The following is a 22,601-nucleotide window of genomic DNA, read 5'->3' as shown; positions in this document are numbered from 1 at the left end:
CTTACATGTAGGCTTTTGCTTCCATCCTCACATCGCTAATTTCTTCAGACTGAGGCTCGGCAACAGGGCTCCATAAAGATGGTTGCATGGAAGGTTCTGTTTCTTGCGTAAAATCTTTCTCATTTGTTGGCAGCATTTTCTGCAATTGCGCGTAACTGCTTGGGTAAGATGCATGTGTATTTTGCAGATGCTGCAATTTTTCCTGTTTAAACCGGTAAGCATTCCACAGCAATAAACTGCTTTGCAAGACCATTAAAGCCACGCCGATGGCGGGGTGCAAGCTGATGCCCACTGCCAGCAGCAACCCGCTGGCTAAAACCATGGTAAAAAGATTATAAAGCAGACTAAATATTAAATTTTGTTTGATATTCCCTACGGTTTTGTCGGAAATAACCAAACCGCTGACAATGCCTTTAAGCGAACCATTCTTGATGTCCGCACCCGCTTTATCAATTACATTGGTGTCAACGTGCTTGGAATGCACGGCAAAAGAAGCATCTGCGCTGCTGATGAATAATGCATCATTAGCACCATCGCCAACCACACAGACGCGCTTTTTCTGACTTTGCAACTGCTTGATGAGGGCAACTTTGCTGTTTTCCGGTGAATTGGAAGAAGTTTTACAATCGGCAACAATGTTATCCTCCGGAATATTTAAACGTGCGGCAAAACGGCTCACCGTTGCCCTCGCAGCTCCAGAAGCAATAAAAACTTCTTTTTTAAGTTTATCTTTTATCCAAGCAATGGTTTCCACGGCATCGTGGCGCAAGTCATCATTTAATCTAAAATAACCTACCAACTGTTTGCCTTGTGCTAAATAAACAATATGATCGCCGCATTCCGGCTTAATCATTTCTTCTAATTCTTCCGTATCAATTTCACAATCTTTCATAAGATTTTTATCACCCAGAATATATTCGGTTTTGGCAAACATTCCCTTTACCCCCGAATGATGGGTCTTATCGATCGTCATCTCGGGCATTGCCGCTGATTTTTCTTTTTCGGAAAACTCATGAATGGCTTGTCCAAACGGATGGGATGAATCTTTCTCAAGTTCGGAACACAAGGCGAGCAAATCCTCACGGCTTAAACTGCAATTTTTTAAGATAGTAAACGACTGCACGGAAGGCATGCCTTTGGTTAACGTGCCATTTAAATCAAATACCACACAATCAATGTTGGCAGATTCTTGCAAGGCCAGCGCACTTTTAAATTCCACTCCATGTTCAGCCGCTTTGCGCACTCCAAAACGAATCGAGAGCGGAATAATGAATCCAATTGTACACGGGCAAGCTGAAACCAGGACGGCAACAGCACACTTTATGGCAAGGGCAACCGGAAAAAAAACGCTGACGATCGCAGCAGACACTACAGCTAACAACAACACGGCAGGGATAAAATATTGCAAAACGGCAGTAGCAGTCGTTTCTAATGGTGCTTTTGTTGCTAAAGCGTGCGCTACTCCTTCGTCTATCTTCGCTACGTTGGAATCGTTGGCAGTGGATGTCGCACGTAAATACAAGTCTGGGGCGTTGGCTGCAAGGCGCATGCCAGCAAGCAAATTTTCCTGCAAAGACACTAACCGGGGCACGTACGCGCCGGTTTCAATGCTATCGTCAATCAGGCTCTCTTGTTCCTCACTCGTTCCATCAACAGGAATGTATTCGCCAGCCTTTAATAAAATCAAATCCCCCGCTTTTACAGCTGCCAATGGTTTCTCGACTACTGAACTTTCAATTAAGACTCTCACCGTTTTGGGAATGCGGTCTTTAAAATTAACGGCAACACCCGTCGAAGCCTTGATGGATTCCTCAATGGCAACACCCAAGTGTCTGAAGCCAAAGATTAATAATCCTGCTTCAAACATCATGGGCAGCCAGGGAACAAAAAATGCTATGGCAGACACCACCAATACTGTAAGCGTGCTGAGCGCAAACAACGTATCCATAGTCAGAGCGCGCGTCTTAAACAATTTTTTAGCAGCGTCCCAATAAGATTCAGCTCCCATTAACAAGGTGAGAATCGTGCTGAATACGCCGATAGCAATCATGGCTGCCAAAGGCAATGTGATCCCAAGCATCGATAAAGCAAGCAAAATGATGCCGCCACTGATGCCAATGCTTCCCCAGATCCAATGGGCGCGTAAAATCTTACGGAAAAACCTGCCAAACCCGGATTCAACAGGCGTCAGGGCGGGTTTGGCTGAAATGAGGGATGCGGTAAAACCTTTTTCAGAGAGAGTAGCAACTACAAATTTCTCTATGCTCTCTGCAGGGATATGAGAATATGCTTTAATGGTCAGTTTCTTAGTAAGAAGATCAAACGAGCACTCTTTAAAATATTGTTCAGCATTTTCTTTTAATGCTTCATCAATCTTACTGACGCATCCGACGCATTTAGCCCCAGAAACTTCAAATTCGTAAAAGAGTGTGTTCATTTCAGTTTCGGATGCTTTCATTAAAAAATACTATGCCTCCATTTTTCGGATCATTCCATGCACGCGCTCGGAACGAGCGATCGCTACCTGAGCTTGCTCTGCCAAAGTTCGCGAAGTAAATGGCCCCATCATGACTCGATACCAATTGCCTTGCTGTGGAGTAGCAGCCAATACCACATTTACGTCATAACCTTTTAAAGTCAATACAGCTTTCATCCGCTCAGCGTCTTGTTTGTTTTTAAACGATGCAATTTGCACCAAATAAGTTTCTTTATGCGCAGCAGTAGCCTGCGCAGGAGGAGGAACTTTTTTTTGTGCGATTGACGGTAACGGTATCGCAGGTTTTGGCGCGCTTTGTACTGCAACTTGGGCAGCGTTTGCTAGTGTTTTAGCGGTGCTCGTTGCAGAAGAAGCTGGAGCTGTATTAACCGTAATTGCAGGGTGGGCCGCTGCCGGATTATTGCTATGGATTGAAGCAGTCGCAGCTGCCGGAACTGCTGTCTGCTCCTTGGCTAACAGCGTATAAAACTCGAATTTGGGCTTAGGCAGTTGCGATTGTGCCAACTGCTTGGTTGAAGTGGGCTGTGGCTTGGAATGTTGTGCTGTCATGCGCTGCTGCAGCCAGGTGCCTAGCTGCTCAATACTAAAAACCAGCGAACTTAAATATCCGCAGCAAAACGATACCAACACCAGCATGAGTTGCTTCGGCGTGTTGCTGCTTTTTCTTGGTTTACTTCTTTTACCGTAATCTCTAGCCATTACTTACCTGCTATTCCCTTGATTGAATCAGGGTATCTCACATACTCTCCGGAGCAGATACACCCAATATTTGCATACCATTGCGTAATACTTGACGTACAGCAGTTAATAAACACAGCCGCGCAGAGCGAAGTGTTTCAGGCTCACACAAAAGCGGTACAGCATTGTAATAGCTATGTAATCCATTTGCCAACTCACGCAAATAATAAGCTATCTGGTGCGGTTCACAAGTTCTTGCTGCAATTTCAACAACTTCAGGGTAACGGCTTAACAATGATATCAAATTGGCTTCTTGTGGTTCGGCTAAAAGGTTAATATGAGCCAACCCTAAGTTTTCATCCCAGCTTAAGTTGCGCTCGCGAAGCTGCCTTAAAACACTACTGATGCGTGCATGCGCATATTGGATATAATAAACAGGGTTATCATTGGATTGCGATTTAGCCAAATCCAAATCAAAATCCATGTGTTGCTCAGGCTTGCGCATGACGTAAAAGAAACGCGCCGCATCATTGCCTACTTCCTCACGCAATTCGCGCAGTGTTACAAAAGAACCGCTGCGGGTAGACATTTGTACCCGGCTTTCGCCGCGATACAGGATAGCAAATTGCACTAATAACACGTCCAGAGCGTTGTCATCATGCCCAAGAGCATTCACAGCCGCCTTTACCCGCGTGACATAGCCATGATGATCGGCACCAAAAATATCAATCACACGATCAAAGCCTCGATCATATTTATTCCAATGGTAGGCTACATCGGAAGCAAAATACGTAGTTTGCCCGTTGGCGCGAATAAGCACCCTGTCTTTTTCATCGCCAAAAGCAGTTGCACGAAACCATAATGCTCCGTTTTGCTCGTAGGTGTGCCCTGCATCGTTTAAAGCTTGGATGCCTTTGCCGATTGAGCCATCATCCAATAGAGATTGTTCGGAAAACCAGCGGTCATACTCTACCCCGAATTCCGCCAAATCATCCTTAATATCAGCCAAAACGGAATGTAAAGCTTCCTGGTGGAAAAGAGCGAAGCCTGCGCTACCCAAGTGTTTTTGTGCAGAACGGATGAGGGCGTCGATGTAAAGTTCTTTATCGCCCCCCTGGGGTTCATCAGGCGGTAAATCCATGCTGACCACATACCAACTGTGCACATAATCACGGCCATGGTTTTCCAGTATGTGTTGGGCAATAGCATGCACATAATCGCCACGGTAGCCATTGGCAGGAAACACGATGTCCTCGCCTGCCAAACCTAAATAACGCAGCCAAACGCTTACGGCAAGAATATTCATTTGCCGCCCTGCATCATTTACATAATATTCGCGGCTTACATTAAATCCTGCAGCCATCAGCAAATTGGCCAAGGTGGCGCCAAAAGCGGCGCTGCGGCCATGCCCCACGTGCAGTGGGCCTGTGGGATTGGCTGAAACGTATTCTAAAATTATTTTCTGCCCTTGGCCTAACTGGCTTTGGCCAAATTTTTCACCTTGCATCAACACTTGCGCTATGGTTTGCGCTCGCTCCAGAGCGCGCATGAAAAAATTGATAAAGCCTGGACCTGCTATATCGATGCGCTCTACCAAGGGATGCTCGGGAATGGATTCAACTAGGCGCTCAGCCAGTTTTCGCGGGTTTTCGCCACACGGCTTGGCCAGTATTAAAGCTAGATTCGTGGCAAAATCGCCATGTTTTTCATCTTTAGTCCGCTCCACTTTAATTTCAACCGCAAATTCTTGCGGAACAACCCCTGCTTGTTGCAGCGTCCTTACGGCTAGATGCAATAATTCCTCAACCGTTCCTTTCATAACTTTTAATCATCTAAAAAGAGATTATTATGCGCTTTTTTGCATCAGTTGCAAAGGATTGAGTGCGACATCCTTTAAAAGCCCCGCTTAAACTTGATACTTGCCACTCATTCAATGGCTTCATAGCTGCGTTTTACATAACCATCTTGCGACAGCAAAATAGCTATGGGACGCGTAGCATCAAAATGTGCAAATATGATCATCATCATGACCGTGATGGGTACGGAAAGAAACATCCCCAGCACGCCCCAAATGCTCCCCCAAAAACCCAAGGCAATTAGAATCACCAATGGACTTAAGTTTAATGATTTGCTTAAGAAACGCGGCTCGACAATATTGCCGATGATGAATTGCACTAAAATAATCCCAGAAGTAACGATGATAAAAGGCAGCCAGGTTGTAAATTGAATAAGCGCCAGCAAGGCAGGAAAAGCAGTAGCGAGGATGGCGCCGATATTGGGGATGTAATTTAAAAAGAAAATGAGCAATGCCCAAAATTCTGCAAAATCAAGATCAACCAATTTCATGATAATCCAGCTGGCCGTTGCCGTGATTAAACTTAAAAGAGTTTTCAATCCTAAATAAGTTTGCGTATCCTTCACGATGTGGGAAAGGATGCTGTCCACCAGTTGCCTATGCCCAAGCTGCGGAAACAGCGCATTCATTTTTTGACGAAAATAATGTTGTTCTACAAATAAAAAGACAATATACAAGGAAATTAACACTGCCGAACTGGTCAAGGTGGTGAACACGCCGTAAATATTGACCGCCAGCGCTTGCATGTTCAAATCTTTGAAAATTCCATCCATGGTCATCATGGTTTTAATGCCATAACGGGCATCAAGCCGATTTAAAATACCCGATAAATTCTCTTGATACCGTGGTGAAGCTGTGATTACCTCATTGACATTATTGGAAATAATATGGACAAGGATACTGCCCAATACAGCCACTATAACAAAGGCAAGCAACATGCTTAGCCAATTCGGCAAACGCGCTCCAACTAAGGGCGTGCGCTCGATCGCATTGTAAATGGTATTTAAAAAATTCCATATAAAAAGAGCGATGATGAGCGGAATCAATATTCCCCGCCCTGCAATCAATAAATAACCAATCAACCACACCGTGAGCAATCCTGCGGCAAATGTAATGGTACGATTCATATATTGACTCATTTCGTCTGTTGCTTTTTTCCTGTTATTATTAATGTTTTTTAATATAAATCATACCGTGTTAAGCAAATCTTGCGAATCCTTACCCGGGGTTGGCCCCACCTTGGCTAGCAAACTGGCCAAATGCGGCATTGTGACCATTCAGGACTTATTGTTTCATCTGCCGTATCGTTATCAAGACCGCACGCGGATTACTCCCATTGCTGATTTGCGTGCGAATGAATGGTGCGTCATTGCAGGGCGCGTAGTGAAAACGGATATTAAATACGGCAAACGCATGATGCTTTATTGCTATGTCGAGGACAAAAGCGGCATCTTGAAATTGCGCTTCTTTCATTTTAACAAACAACAAGCAAAGCTCTTGAATGAAAGTCACATGATCCGTGCGTTCGGCGAGGTACGAGAATTTGCAAATCAATTGGAAATGATTCATCCAGAATATCAGTTGCTGCAACAAGAAGCAGAATGCCTGGTTGAAGAAAACTTTACCCCGATTTACCCAACCACGCAGGGATTGACGCAAACGCGCTTGCGACAGTTGGTAAAAAAAGCCCTAAGCCTTACTAAAGAAGAGTGCAACTTGCTTGAATGGATGCAGCCTCAACAATTACAACGGCATAATTTTCCACCGCTCTTCGCCGCTTTGGAAAACTTGCACAATCCCCCGCCAGAAGTTCCTATCAAGCATTTGGAAGAAGGGACCCACCCTTCTTTGCAACGGCTGGTATTTGACGAGCTGCTCGCACAGCGGCTTAGCATGACATTCGCCAAACAACAGCGCTCGGCATGGTCAGCGCCGGCATTAGCCATGCAAGACTCCATTAAAGAGCAATTTTTAAAAATGTTGCCTTTTTCCCTGACCCATGCGCAAGTGCGCGTAAGTCATGAAATTGCACAAGATTTAACGCTGCCGAAACCCATGCTGCGTCTGGTGCAAGGTGATGTAGGAGCCGGGAAAACAATTGTTGCCGCATTGGCTGCATTACAAGCCATAGCAAATGGCTATCAAGTGGCGCTTATGGCGCCCACCGATCTTCTTAGCGAACAACACGCGCAAAATTTAATGAGTTGGTTTAACGCTTTAGACATTTCAGTGCATCGTTTAAGCGGTAAAATGAAACATAGTGAACGCAAAAAAACACTGGCCGCCCTTGCAGACCATCGATGCAATTTGATCATTGGCACCCACGCGCTGTTTCAGGAAGAAGTACATTTTTCCCGTCTTGGGCTTGTGATCATCGACGAGCAACATCGCTTTGGAGTTGAGCAGCGCTTGTTGTTGCAACAAAAAGGGCAAAGTAACGAATTATCACCGCATCAATTATTAATGACTGCCACCCCTATTCCAAGAACACTGGCGATGACGCAGTTTGCCCATCTGGATATTTCCGTTTTGGATGAATTGCCGCCAGGACGCACTCCGGTTGTTACCGCCGTCATCAACCAGGAAAAAAGGCAGCTTGTTATAGCACGATTGCAGGAAGCCATTGCCAATGGCCGGCAAGTATATTGGGTTTGCACCCTCATCACAGACTCGGAAAAATTGCAGTGCATGGCAGCCATCGCGACAGCGCAAAATTTGCAAGAACAATTACCTGGAATAAAAATTGGGCTGGTGCATGGGCGCATGAAAAGCCGGGAAAAAGAACAGACCATGGCTGCCTTTAAACAAGGAGAAATTGATTTATTGGTTGCTACCACCGTAATTGAAGTGGGTGTGGATGTAGCAAATGCCAGCTTAATGATCATTGAAAACGCCGAGCGCTTGGGGCTATCGCAACTGCATCAGTTACGGGGGCGGGTAGGCCGCGGCCACACGCAGTCGCATTGCCTGCTTCTCTATCAAGCCCCCTTATCCTTAACTGCCAAACAACGCCTTGAAGTAATGCGCTCGACTTGTGATGGATTCTTAATTGCGGAAAAAGACTTGCAATTGCGCGGTGCCGGAGAAGTTCTAGGCACAAGGCAAACCGGTTACCACCAATTCAAGATTGCCAACTTGCAACGGGATCATGCCCTGCTCCCGCTTCTATCACCCATAGCAAACGAACTCATACACACACAACCCGCCTTGGCGCGGCACATAGCCAAGCGTTGGCTGGGGAATTTTGAAATTTTCTTACAGGGATAAAAAAATTAAAAAAGCAAGAGTGTTTTTTTAATTTTTCTCTGCTAATATGGCGTGTCTCTTTATTTTTCAACTTGTGGATAACTTTTTTATTCCATTTTTGCCAAAATACCCTGATTCCTTTCATTTTTATCTTAACTCTTTTGCCTATAAGCATTTTTTAGATGTCTACCCTTTTTATTTTCAGGTCAGTTATTCACAAAAACTGTGGATAACTCTGTGTAACAATTGTAAAAAGCCTATTAAAAGCAAGAGATGACTTGACCCGCCCTGCTGCTTGTTACACTATTCTTCTACCTTGATTGATACAAAATAAAACCATGCAAAAACAGGAGCGGTATTCTCAAGCCAAAAAAGTCACTTTAACCGGCGCTCTTGTTAATGCCTTTCTCGGCTTGATTAAAATTATCGGCGGCATTGCCTATCACTCCCACGCTTTGTTTGCCGATGGCATCCATTCTTTTTCTGATTTATTTACTGATATTATGGTGGTCTTCGCTTCAAAATACGGCAGTCAGGAAGCAGACTCCTCCCATCCTTATGGCCATCAAAGGATCGAGACTGCAGCAACTTTCCTGTTGGCGCTTCTTTTAGTGTTAGCCGGTGCAGGCATCGCCTGGGACGCCCTGGATGAAATCATCAAACAAAGCCATGATATGCCAGGGGTTTTAACGCTCCCCATTACCCTGCTTTCCATAGCAGCCAATGAGATTCTTTTTCATTACACTCATCATATAGGCAAGCGTATTCATTCCGATCTTATCATTGCCAATGCCTGGCATCATCGTTCCGATGCTGCTTCATCCATCGTAGTATTAATCGGTTTGCTCGGTAGTATGGCCGGTTATCTTTATTTGGATGCCGCCGCAGCCATTATCGTCGGATTAATGATTGTAAAAATGGGCTTAAGTTATGGATGGAACAGCATCAAAGAATTGGTAGACACAGCGATCGATCCTGTCCAGCTGGCCAAAATCGAACATGTCATCAGACAAGTGGATGGCGTATGGAAGATTCACCAATTACGCAGCCGTTCCATGGGCCGCGATGTATATGTTGACGTACACATTTTGGTGGCACCCCATATATCCGTATCGGAGGGACATTTCATTGCCCAACATGTGCATCATGCTTTATTAAAGCAAATGCCGCAAGTTAAAGATGTCACTGTACACGTTGACCCTGAAGATGACGAAACCGTATGTCCGTCCATGCATTTACCTAACCGCGGCACGCTTGAGCAAGAATTTTTATTACCCTTGCAAGCCCAGTTTCCCTGCATTGATTCCTGGGTCTTACATTATCTCGATGGGAAGTTAATAATTGACCTGTTTTGCCATGACCATGTGAATGTCAAACAAATTTTGCAGGATTGCAGCCAAGCCAGAACAGCCAAGCAGTACCCGATAAGTGACATACGCCTCTTTACCGCAACCGGCAAATGCTAGTAGACATATAGAGTTAATAACTTATATAGTAAATTAATTAATAAGTGGGTATTGAGCTTCCCATGCTATGGAAAATGACACTGCATCCGGCGAATAACCAAGGATTTTTACGCCTGCAATTCTTATGCTTCTTTATCCTTATCTTATTAAAATCATACACGGTTTCTGCCGCTGCAAGTGACTCGCTGCCAATTTCACCCAACTGGAAAACTGCTACCAATACTTATACATTTGCAGAATTGGGTTGGGATAATAAAGTTACCTTAAACGGCTATGCGCCTGTTCATACTTTTTATCTACCCATTGCAAAAAAGATAAATCCTCAAAAAGCAATCTTGCACTTGAAAGTTAATTTTTCACCGTTATTGAGTGAAGAAACACGGCTGGATATTAAATTCAACGATACTATTTTGCGCAGAATCTCATTACCGGCGGATGTTACCCAAGAACTAAGCTTGGATATTGAATTGCCGCCAAGCCAATTTTCCAAGGATTGGCAAGCATTAGAATTCATGGCATACCTTGCCGGAAGCGCCAATTTATGTAACCCCAATCTCTGGATTTATATTTCACCCGAAAGCAGCATTACCATTACCAGCATTTCCACACCATTTTCAGCATCCTTAAATCAGTTGCCTGGATTATTCGTCAATCCTGCAACTTTGGGACCAGTGCCACTCATGTTGCTATTACCTCCGCAAACTAATCAACAAGAAATCTTTTCTTTGCTAAACCTCTCGCTGCACCTTGGGTCATTAAGTAATAACCGCAAAATTATGCTCAATGTGAAAAGCATTTCTGAATTGACAACAGAAGAAAAGAATCAAAATTTGATTTTAATCGGGATTATCGAACATTTAGGCTTGAACACGCTCACGTCTTCCATACTGGCAAAACCCGCCATCCGTGGCAATCAACAGCAAAATTCCGGCTTTCTAATGCTTGCACCTTCTCCTTTTAATAATCTATACGGCTTGTTAACCATCACCGGGAATAATTTTGCAGCATTACATAAAGCAATCGAGGCACTTTTTATGCCGGAGTTTAGCCAAATGGCCACCGGGCAAACTGCGATAGTCCATCAAGTTAAACAAAATGATGAAGAAAAAGTGATACCAAATTGGTATCAAACCTCGCTAAAAAAATTGGGTTATCCCGATCAGAGTGTCTCAGGATTGGGTAAACATAAACTCACTTACGATATACCGCTACCTAATAATCGCACCCCCACCGGCTCCAAAGTAAAAACCTACATAACCGCTCCCGGATTTACCGAGAAAGACAGCTCGCAGATTACCTTGTTGGTGAATGGCTTGAAACAATCATCCTTTATTTTGACGCAGGAACATTCAGCCTGGAACGTCGATATTGATGTTGACGCCATGAAGCCTGGTATTAACACCCTGGAATACATCATTAATCTACACCTTAAGGATGAACGTTGCACATTGATCAATTATGATCAAGTCTGGGCGACCATCCATTCTGAAACCCAGTTTGATACGCTGTTTTTTGAGAAATTTCCGCAAGCCACGCTAAATCAGCTGCCAGTACCGTTTGCTAAGGAAATCACGCTGGTAGTGCCCGCGCAACTCTCGAAGCAAGACATAAGTAATTTAACCCATTTTATGTTTACGTTTGGCAGGCTCATGCAGCCAAACTTTATTTCTTTTAATTTTCTGGATAGTGCCACGGCTACTGAAGAATATATCCGCACCCATAATATTATTCTTTACGGGACAGCAGCGAAAAACCCTTGGGTGCAATTTGCCTTTGATTACATGCCATTTCGCCTTAAGAATAATGAACGCAATTTAATGCTTTCACAAAAAACTCTTACTCTTGAAGGACAAAATGCGACCGGGCTACTTGAACTCGTTTCTTCACCCTGGAGCGAAACTCATGCCGTATTTTTAATGAGCGGTACAGATGAGGCTGGTCTAGCACAAGCAGTCAACACATTTACTGATGATAAATTGCGCAATGACCTCAATGGCAACATCGCCCTGATCAATTCAGACCATTCCGTACAAATCATAAATAGTGATGATGCGCGCTATATCCCTTTAAAAAACCAGGTTTGGCTTCATATTAAGAATTGGGCTAGAAATAGCTTATTTTACGTAACACATCATCCACAAGTATTTATTTACCTCTTTGTCTTTCTCGTCCCACTTTACATCTATCTGCGTCGGCGCAAAAAACAATGACAACGTATGATGAATAAATTAATTGCATTCATTTTGGGATTGCTCGCATTCGCTATCAATGCCTCACCCTCTTTACAGGAAATTTTTCCTGCAACTCATAATAAACTCGTACCGTCAAACCTTTGGCTCACAAATAAAAAACCTTACCCCACTAACGCATGGTTTATAAATTTTGCTCTAATTAATAAGGGCTTAAATGAACCAGTTAATGTTTCCCCCTATTTGCTAAAAATCAGCAAGCAAGGCATAGGCTTGAGTTATTCCTCCCCTCACACTTATGCAGAAATCGCGTATCCAAATATTATTTCAGCACTTTTTTACCAGTATGAAGATCAATTAACCTTGGGTTGCCAAGAGGACATGGACGATTTTGGCTTGCGTTCTTATCACGGGATGCAGGTAATGCTGCAATGGACAAACCCGCAGCATAAAAAAATTAACGCCCCCATCATCCAGGGTTCTCCTTATCTTACCGAAGTGTTTACCGAAACGACACCTAAGCTCACTAGCCGGTTTAAATGGTTGAGTATCAATAAACAACCGCAGCAAGCGCAGCCATTAAAAGAAACCAATCGCTTTGAAATCAAATTGGCGCTTGATGAAACCAATACGCAAACGTGGATCATGTACAGTGAGTATCCCATCTCCTTCACATGGACTACTGGCCGTGACGGGGAAACGCTACTGGCCACCAAAGAATACTCAGGATGGATAAGACTCATCCTGCAAGCGGATACTCCTCAGGGAATTAACAATGATGAGTCTATTCTTGATGCGTATAGCCAAACCATTCCCCTGGATTATAAACAAAATTATTTGCTTACTGATAAGAGTTTAATTTATTCATGGTCTTGGCAGACACAAGATGGCAAACCTCCCCTCATGCTTTCCCTGCCGCATCAACGCAGCCGTTTAATGGAAATTGTCCCTGTGCATTATTGGGGCATGAAAGGGTTGCTGGCGGCGCAAACACAAAAAGATTGGCACATAGAACTCCCACGATTGCCTATTTTATTCCTAGAGCCTAAAACGCTGTCACCCGCACAAATAACCATTCTGCGCCAATCGCTTAAAGTTGAGGCCACTGCCTTCATAAAAGATAAATTTCCTAGCGAGGGCCCCTACCTTACTGGAAAACGGATGGCTCGCATAGCCAGACTGATTCTTATTGCCGATTATTTGCATGCTTTCGACCTCATGCATGAGATGCTTGCCCGCCTTGAATTAATATTAGAAGAAAAAATGCTGGGGCAATCATCCTGGTTTTTTCAGTATGATGAAACTTGGGGTGGAATTATACCTAGCCAGGACGACTATGGCGCCCGCCATTACAATGATCACCATTATCACTATGGTTACTGGGTATATGCTTTTGCAGTACTGGCAAAATTTGACCCCCAATGGCTCAATACACCTCTTAAAACAAAATCTTTTACTCCCAGGGAATGGATCAATAATCTTATCCTTGATTACGCAAATAAAGATCCTAATAACCCATATTTTCCTCTGCAGCGACATCAGGATGACTATGCGGGACATTCCTGGGCATCAGGCTTAACGGCAACTGCGGCAGGGCAAAATCAACAATCCAGCAGTGAAGCCGTACATGCTTACTACGCGTTAGCATTATATGCCAAAGCAATACAAGATAAAGACACGTATGCCTGGGCATGCTTTCTTATGGGAAGAGAACTAAGAGCAGCACAATTATATTGGCAAATTGCCGCCAATAATTCCGTTTACAGTGAACAATTTAAGAAAAATAATCAGGTCGTTGGAAATTTATGGGCCAGTAAAGTCGATGCTAATGCTTATTTTGTAAGCTGTACAAACGCTTATCGATGTGGGTTGCAATATTCTTTTGGCATGCAAATGTTACCTTTTACAGCGATCACCAGATATTTATTGCATAAAGATTGGCTGCTGCATGCCTCGCCCGCTATCCGGGGGTTGATTAGCGGGAAATTGGCGAAGGTGGAGCCGGCATGGCGATGGATATTAATAAAAGGAATTGCCCCTATCCTGAATAAAGAAGAAAAAATAGTTTTTTTTCAACAGGCTGTAGATTCAAAACCGGATGAATATGATAATGGAGATTCAAAAACAAATACCTTATATTTTCTAATTGATGAATAATTTATTCATAAAAAGAATGGGATGCTTTCTCACCTCCCGCCTGATTATTTTTTCTATAGTATTAATTTTTTGTAGCCAGCAAACCGCATCTGCCAAACCCGCAGAAATAATCCCGACAGGCAAAAGTGCAATAACTTTTTCATTGCCACAAAACGCGCAAAAAGCGCTAGAAGAAAACTTACCCGTCGCCAATGATGCCTATCCTCACCCGGCAAACCAAAGCCAATGGCTGCATACCATCCTCTATTATCTCCTTTTAGGCATGGCACTTTCCGGAACCATCCCAGTCATTACTTTTTTTATAGAATATAACCTCGCCGGATTACATGTTTTCGTAAATCATCTCAGGAAATGCAAGGATTATTGCCCACAGACGGCTGTCATCATCCCAGCCTGGAATGAAGGCCAAGTGCTCGAACATACCATCAATATTTTATTAAAAATTGATTACCCTCTTGCAGCCTTACGTTTATATATCATTGATGATGGCAGCACGGATAATACTCAGGAAATTTTAAGCCGCAAGCAACAGGAATTTCCGGAAAATGTCTTTCATGTGCGCAAGGAGGGAGGAGGAAAAGGCAAAGCTTATGCTGTTAATTATGGATTGGATGTTGCTCTTGCTGATCCATGGACAGAGGCAGTTTTGCTGATTGATGCAGACATTTCCTTCAAAAAAGATGCTTTAAGGCGCATGACTAGACATTTATCTGATCCCGAAGTGGGAGCTGTCACAGCGTATATTAAAGTTGGGAACCGCAATACCAATTACATCACCCGCTCCATTGGCTATGAGTATATCGTATCGCAATCTATTGCCCGCAGAGCGCAAAATGTAATGGGGGTTGTGGCCTGCCTGGCTGGCGGCGCACAATTGCATACCCGTGCCAATATTGAAGCTCTAGGCGGGCATATCGATACATCGACATTAGCTGAAGATACCTATACCACCTTGGCAACGCAAAAGCTTGGCAAGCAGGTAATTTATGAGGGCAATGCCTTCGTTTATGCCGAAGAACCCACCACAATACTTGAATTATGGAAACAACGGTTTCGCTGGGCCCGGGGCAACTTGCAAATCACCAAAGCATTCAAAGGCGTTTGGTTTCGCAGTAAATATTCTGGCTTAGGAAGTTATTTTTTTGGCGTCATCTGGTTTTGCGTATTGTTAACACCCATAATCATGATCACTTCGGCACTGGGTTTGGTTGGACTTTACTTTCTTAATAAACAACACTCAGCCCATATCTTCTTTTACTTAGCTTCAGTCAGTCTTTTTGTTTATCTCTATACCACTCTTTTTGCCATCATAGTCGATAGAAGAACTTCGCGTCTAAGTTGGTTTGAGGGCATCGTCTATCCGGGGCTCATTGCCCTCACCATCTTGTTTTTTTCCATAAATCCCACATTTTTCTTTTATTTGATCAATACCTTATTTGCCTACGATAACCCGGATAAGATTAATAATGGTCTACTTTTATTTATGGAAGCGTGGAGTGCATTATGCATGTTTTTTTCCTGGATCGTATTTCGTCTTGAATACGCTGGGGTATCACCGCGAATAACCAATTTCTTATTAATCATCATCGGCTATGGCCCTTTTTTATGTTTAATTAATCTCGCAGCCTACATTGCTGAAATTAAACAACCCAATCTTCGCTGGGACAAAACAGAAAAAAGAAGTTCTAAAAGAATCATACGTTACCACCCACCACCCGTTAAGAATTATCAATTTGATCAGGCTATTGCCCGTGATATTCAAAGGGAATATCGAATTTTCTGCCGTGAACTCGTCAGCCTAGGACTGGTTGCCTTATTTTTTTTATTTCTTAATTACATATAACTTATGAAATTAATTTACCTGTTTATTCTATTTTTCTTCCAATCCCTTCATGCAGAAAGCATCATTTTATGCGATGTAAATAATGGCCTTAATTTAATAAATAGAACTTACTACTCCCCTGCACAAATCGAAAGTATATTAAATTCCTGCGATAAAATTTCACCCAATGCGCCCTCTGTTTTATTGCTGCATGGTTTATTCGCCAGAAAAAACCAGCAAAATGAGCAAGCTGTCATTTGGCTGCAAAAGGCAATGCTTGCAGCTCCTGATAATCTTCCCATCATCCTGGAATTGGCAACAACTTATGAATTGATGAAGCAATGGAATAAAGCTCAGGAATTGTATGGATTAATTTTGGCAAAAAGCCCCGAGGACAGGGCAGCATTATTGGGTTTAGCCAGAATATTTCGTCTGCAAAAGCAATACGACAAAGCTTGGGCAATTTATAAAAAATTTTTACTGGTTGATCCGCATGATACCGATGCATTAAATGGCATGGGCTGGATAAGTTCGGCACAAAATGATTTAGCTAGGGCAACAAATTATTTCGAAGAAACTTTAAAAATACAGCCGGAAAATGAGGAAGCATTAACCGCACTTAAGAATATCAAACTGACTGAGCTACAAAAACAAGGCCCCCCAATTTTATGCGATGCAACTCAAGGATTAAATTTATTAAACCAGCAAAAGGCATCGACTCAGCAAATTAATCAAATCTTAGAACAATGCAGCGTAAGTAAAATTGAGAATGCCGACACCTTATTACTGCGGGGTTTACTGGCAAGAAGAGAGGCTTTGCAAAACAACCACTATAACGATGCACTCTTCTGGCTAAAAAAAGCTGCTGCTTTTTCCTCGCAACTCAATCAAAACATTTATCTTGAATTAGCGATAACTTATGAATGGGCAAACCAATTTAATGATGCCTTGCTGATTTATCAGCATATCTTGTTAAGGCTCCCGGAAAATAGACTAGCCTTATTGGGTAAAGCACGCACGCTTAAGGCACTAAAAGAATTCAATGAAGCACGCAAAATCTATCAACAATTACTCATTAAAAACCCAAGAGATCTGGATGCTTTAAACGGCATGGGCTGGCTTGAATTAGCACAAAACCAGACTGAATTGGCAAAGCAATTCTTCAAAAAAAGCTTAAGCATCAACCCGGCAAACCAGGATGCCAACCGCGGATTAAAAGAAAGTGCACATAAAATACAGGTAGCAAATGTCGCGCCGACTGTTAGCTTGTGTGACGCCGACGAAGGGCTTATCCTTCTCAATGCAGCAAATCCGCCTTTCCAAAAAATTCAAAAAATATTGGCGCGCTGCGATCGAAATACGCCGAATCAAGTCTCCAATTTATTATTGCATGGCTTATTGGCCCGCCATGTTGCCCTGCAAACAGGTGATTATCAACATGCCATCACCTGGCTAACCAAAGCAGCGCAATATGCGCTGCCTGCCAATGACCTGCCCGCTTTGGAATTAGCAACTACCTATGAATGGGCAGGCGAATTTAATAAATCTTTAGCACTTTATCAGTTAATCCTCGCTAAAAGCCCGAATAACCGCGCGGCGCTACTAGGTAAAGCAAGGGTTTTGCGTTTTTCCTATCAAATCGAACCATCTTTACAAATTTATCGACAATTACTGATTGCCTCACCTAATAACAAAGAAGCATTAATAGGGCTTGGCGAAGCTTATATGGCAAATTACGAATTCGATAAAGCCAATGTAGTATTTAATAGGGTTTTAACGCTTGATCCCGATGATCAACAGGTAAAAAAGGATTTAAGCCTTCTCGCCAAAGCCACTAAAAACATGCTCGATTTCACCATAGGGGATTATCGGGTGCCTCCAGAGCATGCCAACGGATTTAATTTGAATTATTTCCGCAATCTCAATGCTACTGATGGCTTAACCCTTTATGCTACGCATAACACGAGACAGATTGAAAGCAATTTTGGCATTGGCCCCACTCTTTTGCCTAATAACAGTCTATTAATCGGCTACCAACATCTGGTACCGCAGCAACATGGTTGGCAAGTGAGTTACGATGCCCGGCAACATGACCACTTACCCTTTGAACATCGGTTGTTCGGTGCAGCGAACTTGTTTCTGCAAAAAAATTTGGAATGGTATGGCGGATTACGCCTCATTTTTCCTGATATCTGGAATACACAATTATTAACTTCGGGTATGACGGTGTATACAAATTTACCAGTCAATGTGTCTCTTACCGGATTTTGGGCATTCCAAGAAATTGGGGGTTACAATTCTTCTTACTCTTTGGACTTTAGCAAAGAATATAACAACCATCTTTTTTATAATTTTGGCTCGGCTTACCTGGTGGAACAAAAAAGCATGGAAATACATGGCCGCTTGATCTTCCCTGTTTCCCAAAATCAGGCTTTAATGGTTCAGGGTTCACATTATTTCTTTAATGACAGTACGTTTATTAACGCCGGATGGCGTGTATATTGGGCATAGCATAGGGAGCTGCGATGAAAATTTTAATTACGGGCGCAGGCGGAGCAGCCGCAGTGAGCGTCTGGAAAAGCCTGTCACAACTGCATGAATTGGTCATGGCTGATATAGACCCTTGTGCAGCAGGCTTATACCTTGTTCCTGCAAAAAATAGGGTTATTATTCCCGCCGGCAAGGATCCCGGGTTTGCCTCTACCTTACTTAAGCTTTGTTTACAACACTCAATCGAGTTACTCATCCCGACAGTTGATGCAGAATTATCCCATATTGCCAAACATAAAGCAGATTTCACGACAGCAGGGATAAAAATACCCTTAAGTCCTCTGCCCTGCTTGGAATTATGCCGTGATAAATATAAGTTATTGAATTTTTGTAAAGAAACTGGTGTGACACCTGCTTTCCAATTATATGATGAAGGATTTAATGCCTCACAATTCAATTTCCCCTGTTTTGCAAAACCACGCATGGGTGCTGGCTCCCATGGAGCTACAATGATTGCGAATCCTTCCGCCTTAAACCGTCTTCCTAAAGACGGAAGTTATATCATTCAAGAATTACTCCCCGGTGATGAATATTCGGTGGATGTGTATGTAAGCACGACAGGCCATGTTTTGGCTGCAGTACCTCGTTTAAGAATGAAAATTGATTCTGGGATTGCTGTTGCTTCGCAAACCAAAAATAATCCTGAATTAATCGAAAAAGCGTTAAATATCGCCCAAAAGACAGGGATAACCTACGTAGCAAACATACAATTTAAAGCTAATGCCAGTAAAGAATTCAAGCTCTTGGAAATAAACCCAAGATTCCCTGGAACATTACCCTTAACCGCAGCCGCCGGAATTGATATCCCCAAATTGCTTATTGATGATTTACTGGGCAAACCTTTAGGCGCATCCTTGCTTCCCTTCAGGGAATTAATGGTAGTGCGTTATTGGACAGAGCATTTTTTTGCAATCGATGAATGGAAGGCACTATGCCAGATTTAAATCTTTGGCTGATACGCCATGGTGAAACGGAAGTAAATTCTGGTACCTGGAGTAAAACACCTAATGAAACGTGTTTAACTGCACGCGGCATAGAACAAGCCCGAAAAAGTGCTGCGCAAATTCTTAGGCAGCCGGATTTATTTATTGTTTCTCCTGTAATCCGTGCCCAACAAACTAGTGAATTTTTTACGCAAAAGTGGCCGAAAACGCCTACGATTAATTTGCCCATTCAAGAGTTTGCGTATTTATCATCACAACGACTTGGCGAACTGAGTCAAGCCGAAATTCAAGCTAATATCAAAGAATATTGGCAGAAATGTGATCCTCTTTTTTGTGACGGTAAGGATGCAGAATCCTTTGCCGATTTTTTAAAGCGCGTATTTGCTTTTTACCAGGCAGTATTAAAAATGAGAGGTTTTGTCATAGCCATTGGACATGGCCAATTTTTTAAGGCTTTTCAATTAGGCTTAACCCACTCATTTACTCCTGATGCAAACTGGATGCGTTTATTTCGTAAACTGGAAACTTTAAACCCCATTATGAATGGTGAAATAATTAAATTGGATTTGTAATCGAACTTAAGAGTGACCGCATAAGGACATAACTTGAAAAAATTCTATAAAATTTTACTCATCGAACCGGATCTTGCTCTTGCTCAAAAGATCATAGAATGGATACAACCAAAGGCAGAGATAACCCATGTAGCAGATAACCAGGAAGCTAAAAAACAAGCGGTTATTAGGGATTGGGACTTGGTGATTACCGATATTAATGTATCTGAAATCAATGATCTCCATATTACAAGGTTAGTAAAAAAATCCAACCCCTCCACAGCCATTTTAATCATTGCAGAAAATATTAAAGTGGATTTTATTTTAACAGCCATGAAGTATCATGCTGATGGCTTATTTTTTAAGCCGCTGGATAAAAAAGAATTTGTAACACGTGCCTTAGAATTAGCCGAAGAATCAAAATTAAAAAAAGCTAAAAATAATAAAGTTGTTCTCGCCATAGGCGCACATCCTGATGATGTAGAATTTGGCTGCGGCGGAACTTTGGCGCGCTTAAAATCCGAAGGCAGTGATATTAACATCCTGACTTTAAGTATGGGGGGATTTGGTGGGGATCCGGAAGTTAGAAAGCGAGAAGCACAAAAAGCGGCACAACTTCAAGGTGCAAAACTTTTTTTAGGCGATTTTTTTGACACCAAAATAGATAATGGTATAGAAACGATTCAGTTTATTGAAACCGTGGTTGAGCAAGTCAAACCGACGCATGTGTATACGCATTCTATCTTCGATTACCACCAGGATCACAGAAGCACTTATCAGGCAACAGTCATCGCATGCCGTACCGTACCCAATTTATTCAGCTATCTGTCTCCGTCAAGCACCGTTGATTTTAGGCCTAATGTTTTTATCAACATCGATAAGTTTATAAAAAAGAAGCAAGAAGCCATTGCTGTCTATACCAGTCAAATGGACATTCGCCAATATTTAAAGCCGGAAATGATTCGTGCTATTGCTCTTTACTGGGGACGATTTAATAATTACAGCTTAGTTGAACCCATGGAAATTATTAAAGAAGCATTATAGAAATTGGTAGCAGGAATACCACCGAAAGATTATTTGTGCCATTACCCTTATTTTTACCCATGACGAGCCTTCTTTTCTATCTAATATGCAGTAAAAAAGAATAAATTCCCCTTGCTAAATAAAATGTGCGAAAATATTATTTAACAGGCAAATTATTCTTGTGTGCAATTCTTTTCATAACTGCCATAACATTTACTTTTAATGCCCTCAAATTTGTTCTTAGGATTACAGAAACATGGCAACTTCCACCCTAAAACTTTTTTTTGCTCTAAGCATACTGGCCGTCATCTTGCTAGCCGGCTGGTACCCTTTCAAAAAACGCAAACACCATGGCGAACATTTTGATTTTCCTTTAGGTGAAACCTTGGCTACCGGCGTTTTTCTGGGTGCGGCACTGTTGCATATGCTTCCTGAATCCAATGCCATGTTCAACGCCATGGGTTATGAGTACCCTTTCGCTTATATTATTACCGGACTTACTTTTCTGATTTTCTTATGGTTTGAGCATCTTGGCAAAGAACTCTATCATCATCATGATGGCAATCATCCTGCATTTGCCTTACTCGCCTGGCTCATGTTGTCCATCCACTCTTTGGTGCTTGCTACTGCCTTGGGATTTACCCATGATTTATCCGTAATCATCATGCTTTTCCTCGCCATCATCACCCATAAATGGGCGGAGAGTTTTGCCATTGCCGTACAATTGAATAAAAGTTCATTATCTACCCGGCAAAGCTTAATCTTTTTTCTGATTTTTGCATTAATGACGCCATTAGGTATATTTTTAGGCTGGTATTTTGAGCAGGGAGTTGAAACCAATTCTTTATTTGATCCAATCCTGGTTTCCATTTCTGCAGGGACGTTTTTATACCTGGGGACATTGCATGGTCTGGAGCGCTGTGTCATGGTAGAGCGCTGCTGTAATCTGCGCGACTTTAGTTTTGTCATCATTGGATTTTTACTCATGGCATCGGTGGCTGCTTATGTTTGATTTAATTCATCAAGAACCAATCATCTTGGCTTCAGGGTCAAAAAGCAGGCAACATTTGCTTAAAAGCGTGGGGCTGGATTTTAAAATCATCCCGTCAGGGGTTGATGAAACAGCGGTAAAAAATGATTTTAAGAAAGATTGGTTATCATTGGCAGTAACACTTGCCCATGAGAAAGCCTTGACTGTCAGCAAACGTTTTCCTGATACTGCTGTTATTGCGGCCGATCAATTGTGCATACTGGATAATGAGTATTTTGACAAACCGATTACCCATGCCAATGCAGTGGGCCAGCTGCAGCGGTTGAGTGGGAAAAAACACCAATTATTCACAGCCGTTTGTATAGCCAAAAATAACCGAATTATCTGGCAGCAGGAAGAATGCCCCGAACTGACCATGCATACACTTAGCATGTCAACCATTCAAGCTTACCTTCACCAGGAGCAACCTTACCAAAGTTGCGGCTCATATCATTACGAAGGCATGGCCAAATGGTTATTCAAGGAAGTTAGCGGTGCGGAAAGCACCATCATGGGTTTACCCTTGCAATCTTTGGTCAATGCGTTGCTTTCCCTGGAAATAGTGACTATCGCGTAAATGCGCACCCTTTAGC

15 protein-coding genes are annotated in these 22,601 nt (G+C 42.6%); 11 read left to right on the top strand and 4 right to left on the bottom strand.

The genetic code is table 11. The features are described from left to right. Nucleotide 1: 1 nt before the first annotated feature. From ELY11_RS01685 to ELY11_RS01670, 4 genes are all read right to left on the bottom strand, one after another. Nucleotides 2-2,458 (bottom strand): heavy metal translocating P-type ATPase, encoded by a 2,457-nt coding sequence (locus ELY11_RS01685; RefSeq protein ID WP_127032390.1) that lies wholly within the window; start codon nucleotides 2,456-2,458, stop codon nucleotides 2-4. Nucleotides 2,459-2,467: 9 nt separating this feature from the next. After that, a complete protein-coding gene (locus tag ELY11_RS01680; RefSeq protein WP_127032389.1) occupies nucleotides 2,468-3,196 on the bottom strand; it encodes an SPOR domain-containing protein in 729 nt (242 codons plus the stop codon). Nucleotides 3,197-3,233: 37 nt separating this feature from the next. Then, on the bottom strand, nucleotides 3,234-4,994 hold the full coding sequence (gene argS / locus ELY11_RS01675; RefSeq protein WP_127032388.1) for an arginine--tRNA ligase: 1,761 nt from the start codon (nucleotides 4,992-4,994) through the stop codon (nucleotides 3,234-3,236). A 107-nt stretch (nucleotides 4,995-5,101) separates the two neighbouring features. Next, nucleotides 5,102-6,157, bottom strand: coding sequence for an AI-2E family transporter (locus ELY11_RS01670; RefSeq protein WP_126954672.1), 1,056 nt, complete (start codon nucleotides 6,155-6,157; stop codon nucleotides 5,102-5,104). Between the two features lie 67 nt (nucleotides 6,158-6,224). On the opposite strand from ELY11_RS01670, the gene recG reads away from it, so the two are divergent. From recG to ELY11_RS01615, 11 genes are all read left to right on the top strand, one after another. Beyond that, on the top strand, nucleotides 6,225-8,297 hold the full coding sequence (recG, locus tag ELY11_RS01665; RefSeq protein ID WP_127032407.1) for an ATP-dependent DNA helicase RecG: 2,073 nt from the start codon (nucleotides 6,225-6,227) through the stop codon (nucleotides 8,295-8,297). 317 nt (nucleotides 8,298-8,614) lie between these two features. After that, a complete protein-coding gene (locus ELY11_RS01660; protein WP_127032387.1) occupies nucleotides 8,615-9,742 on the top strand; it encodes a cation diffusion facilitator family transporter in 1,128 nt (375 codons plus the stop codon). Nucleotides 9,743-9,804: 62 nt separating this feature from the next. Further along, nucleotides 9,805-11,952: a cellulose biosynthesis cyclic di-GMP-binding regulatory protein BcsB gene (locus tag ELY11_RS01655; protein ID WP_127032386.1), complete on the top strand. Its 2,148-nt coding sequence runs from the start codon at nucleotides 9,805-9,807 to the stop codon at nucleotides 11,950-11,952. A 6-nt stretch (nucleotides 11,953-11,958) separates the two neighbouring features. Further along, entirely contained in the window at nucleotides 11,959-14,088 is a 2,130-nt protein-coding gene (locus tag ELY11_RS01650; RefSeq protein WP_126954669.1) for a glycosyl hydrolase, read from the top strand. Further along, a complete protein-coding gene (locus ELY11_RS01645) occupies nucleotides 14,081-15,931 on the top strand; it encodes a glycosyltransferase family 2 protein (RefSeq protein WP_126954668.1) in 1,851 nt (616 codons plus the stop codon). Before ELY11_RS01650 ends, ELY11_RS01645 begins: the two co-directional genes overlap by 8 nt. Nucleotides 15,932-15,934: 3 nt before the next feature. After that, nucleotides 15,935-18,421 (top strand): tetratricopeptide repeat protein, encoded by a 2,487-nt coding sequence (locus ELY11_RS01640; RefSeq protein ID WP_127032385.1) that lies wholly within the window; start codon nucleotides 15,935-15,937, stop codon nucleotides 18,419-18,421. A gap of 14 nt (nucleotides 18,422-18,435) precedes the next feature. Further along, nucleotides 18,436-19,404 (top strand): ATP-grasp domain-containing protein, encoded by a 969-nt coding sequence (locus ELY11_RS01635; RefSeq protein WP_127032384.1) that lies wholly within the window; start codon nucleotides 18,436-18,438, stop codon nucleotides 19,402-19,404. Continuing rightward, nucleotides 19,392-19,976, top strand: a complete 585-nt coding sequence (locus tag ELY11_RS01630) for a phosphoglycerate mutase family protein (RefSeq protein ID WP_126954665.1) — start codon at nucleotides 19,392-19,394, stop codon at nucleotides 19,974-19,976. Before ELY11_RS01635 ends, ELY11_RS01630 begins: the two co-directional genes overlap by 13 nt. Nucleotides 19,977-20,009: 33 nt before the next feature. Further along, nucleotides 20,010-20,999, top strand: coding sequence for a PIG-L family deacetylase (locus ELY11_RS01625; RefSeq protein ID WP_126954664.1), 990 nt, complete (start codon nucleotides 20,010-20,012; stop codon nucleotides 20,997-20,999). A 235-nt stretch (nucleotides 21,000-21,234) separates the two neighbouring features. After that, nucleotides 21,235-21,990 (top strand): ZIP family metal transporter, encoded by a 756-nt coding sequence (locus ELY11_RS01620; protein ID WP_126954663.1) that lies wholly within the window; start codon nucleotides 21,235-21,237, stop codon nucleotides 21,988-21,990. Continuing rightward, nucleotides 21,983-22,585, top strand: coding sequence for a Maf family protein (locus ELY11_RS01615; protein WP_126954662.1), 603 nt, complete (start codon nucleotides 21,983-21,985; stop codon nucleotides 22,583-22,585). The genes ELY11_RS01620 and ELY11_RS01615 overlap by 8 nt, the downstream gene beginning before the upstream one ends. Nucleotides 22,586-22,601: the final 16 nt, after the last annotated feature.

It is taken from the genome of Legionella septentrionalis (genome assembly GCF_003989745.1).
Classification (GTDB): domain Bacteria; phylum Pseudomonadota; class Gammaproteobacteria; order Legionellales; family Legionellaceae; genus Legionella_A; species Legionella_A septentrionalis.
The sequence above is the reverse complement of the archived record's forward strand: the minus strand, read 5'-3'. Positions and strand labels throughout refer to the sequence as shown.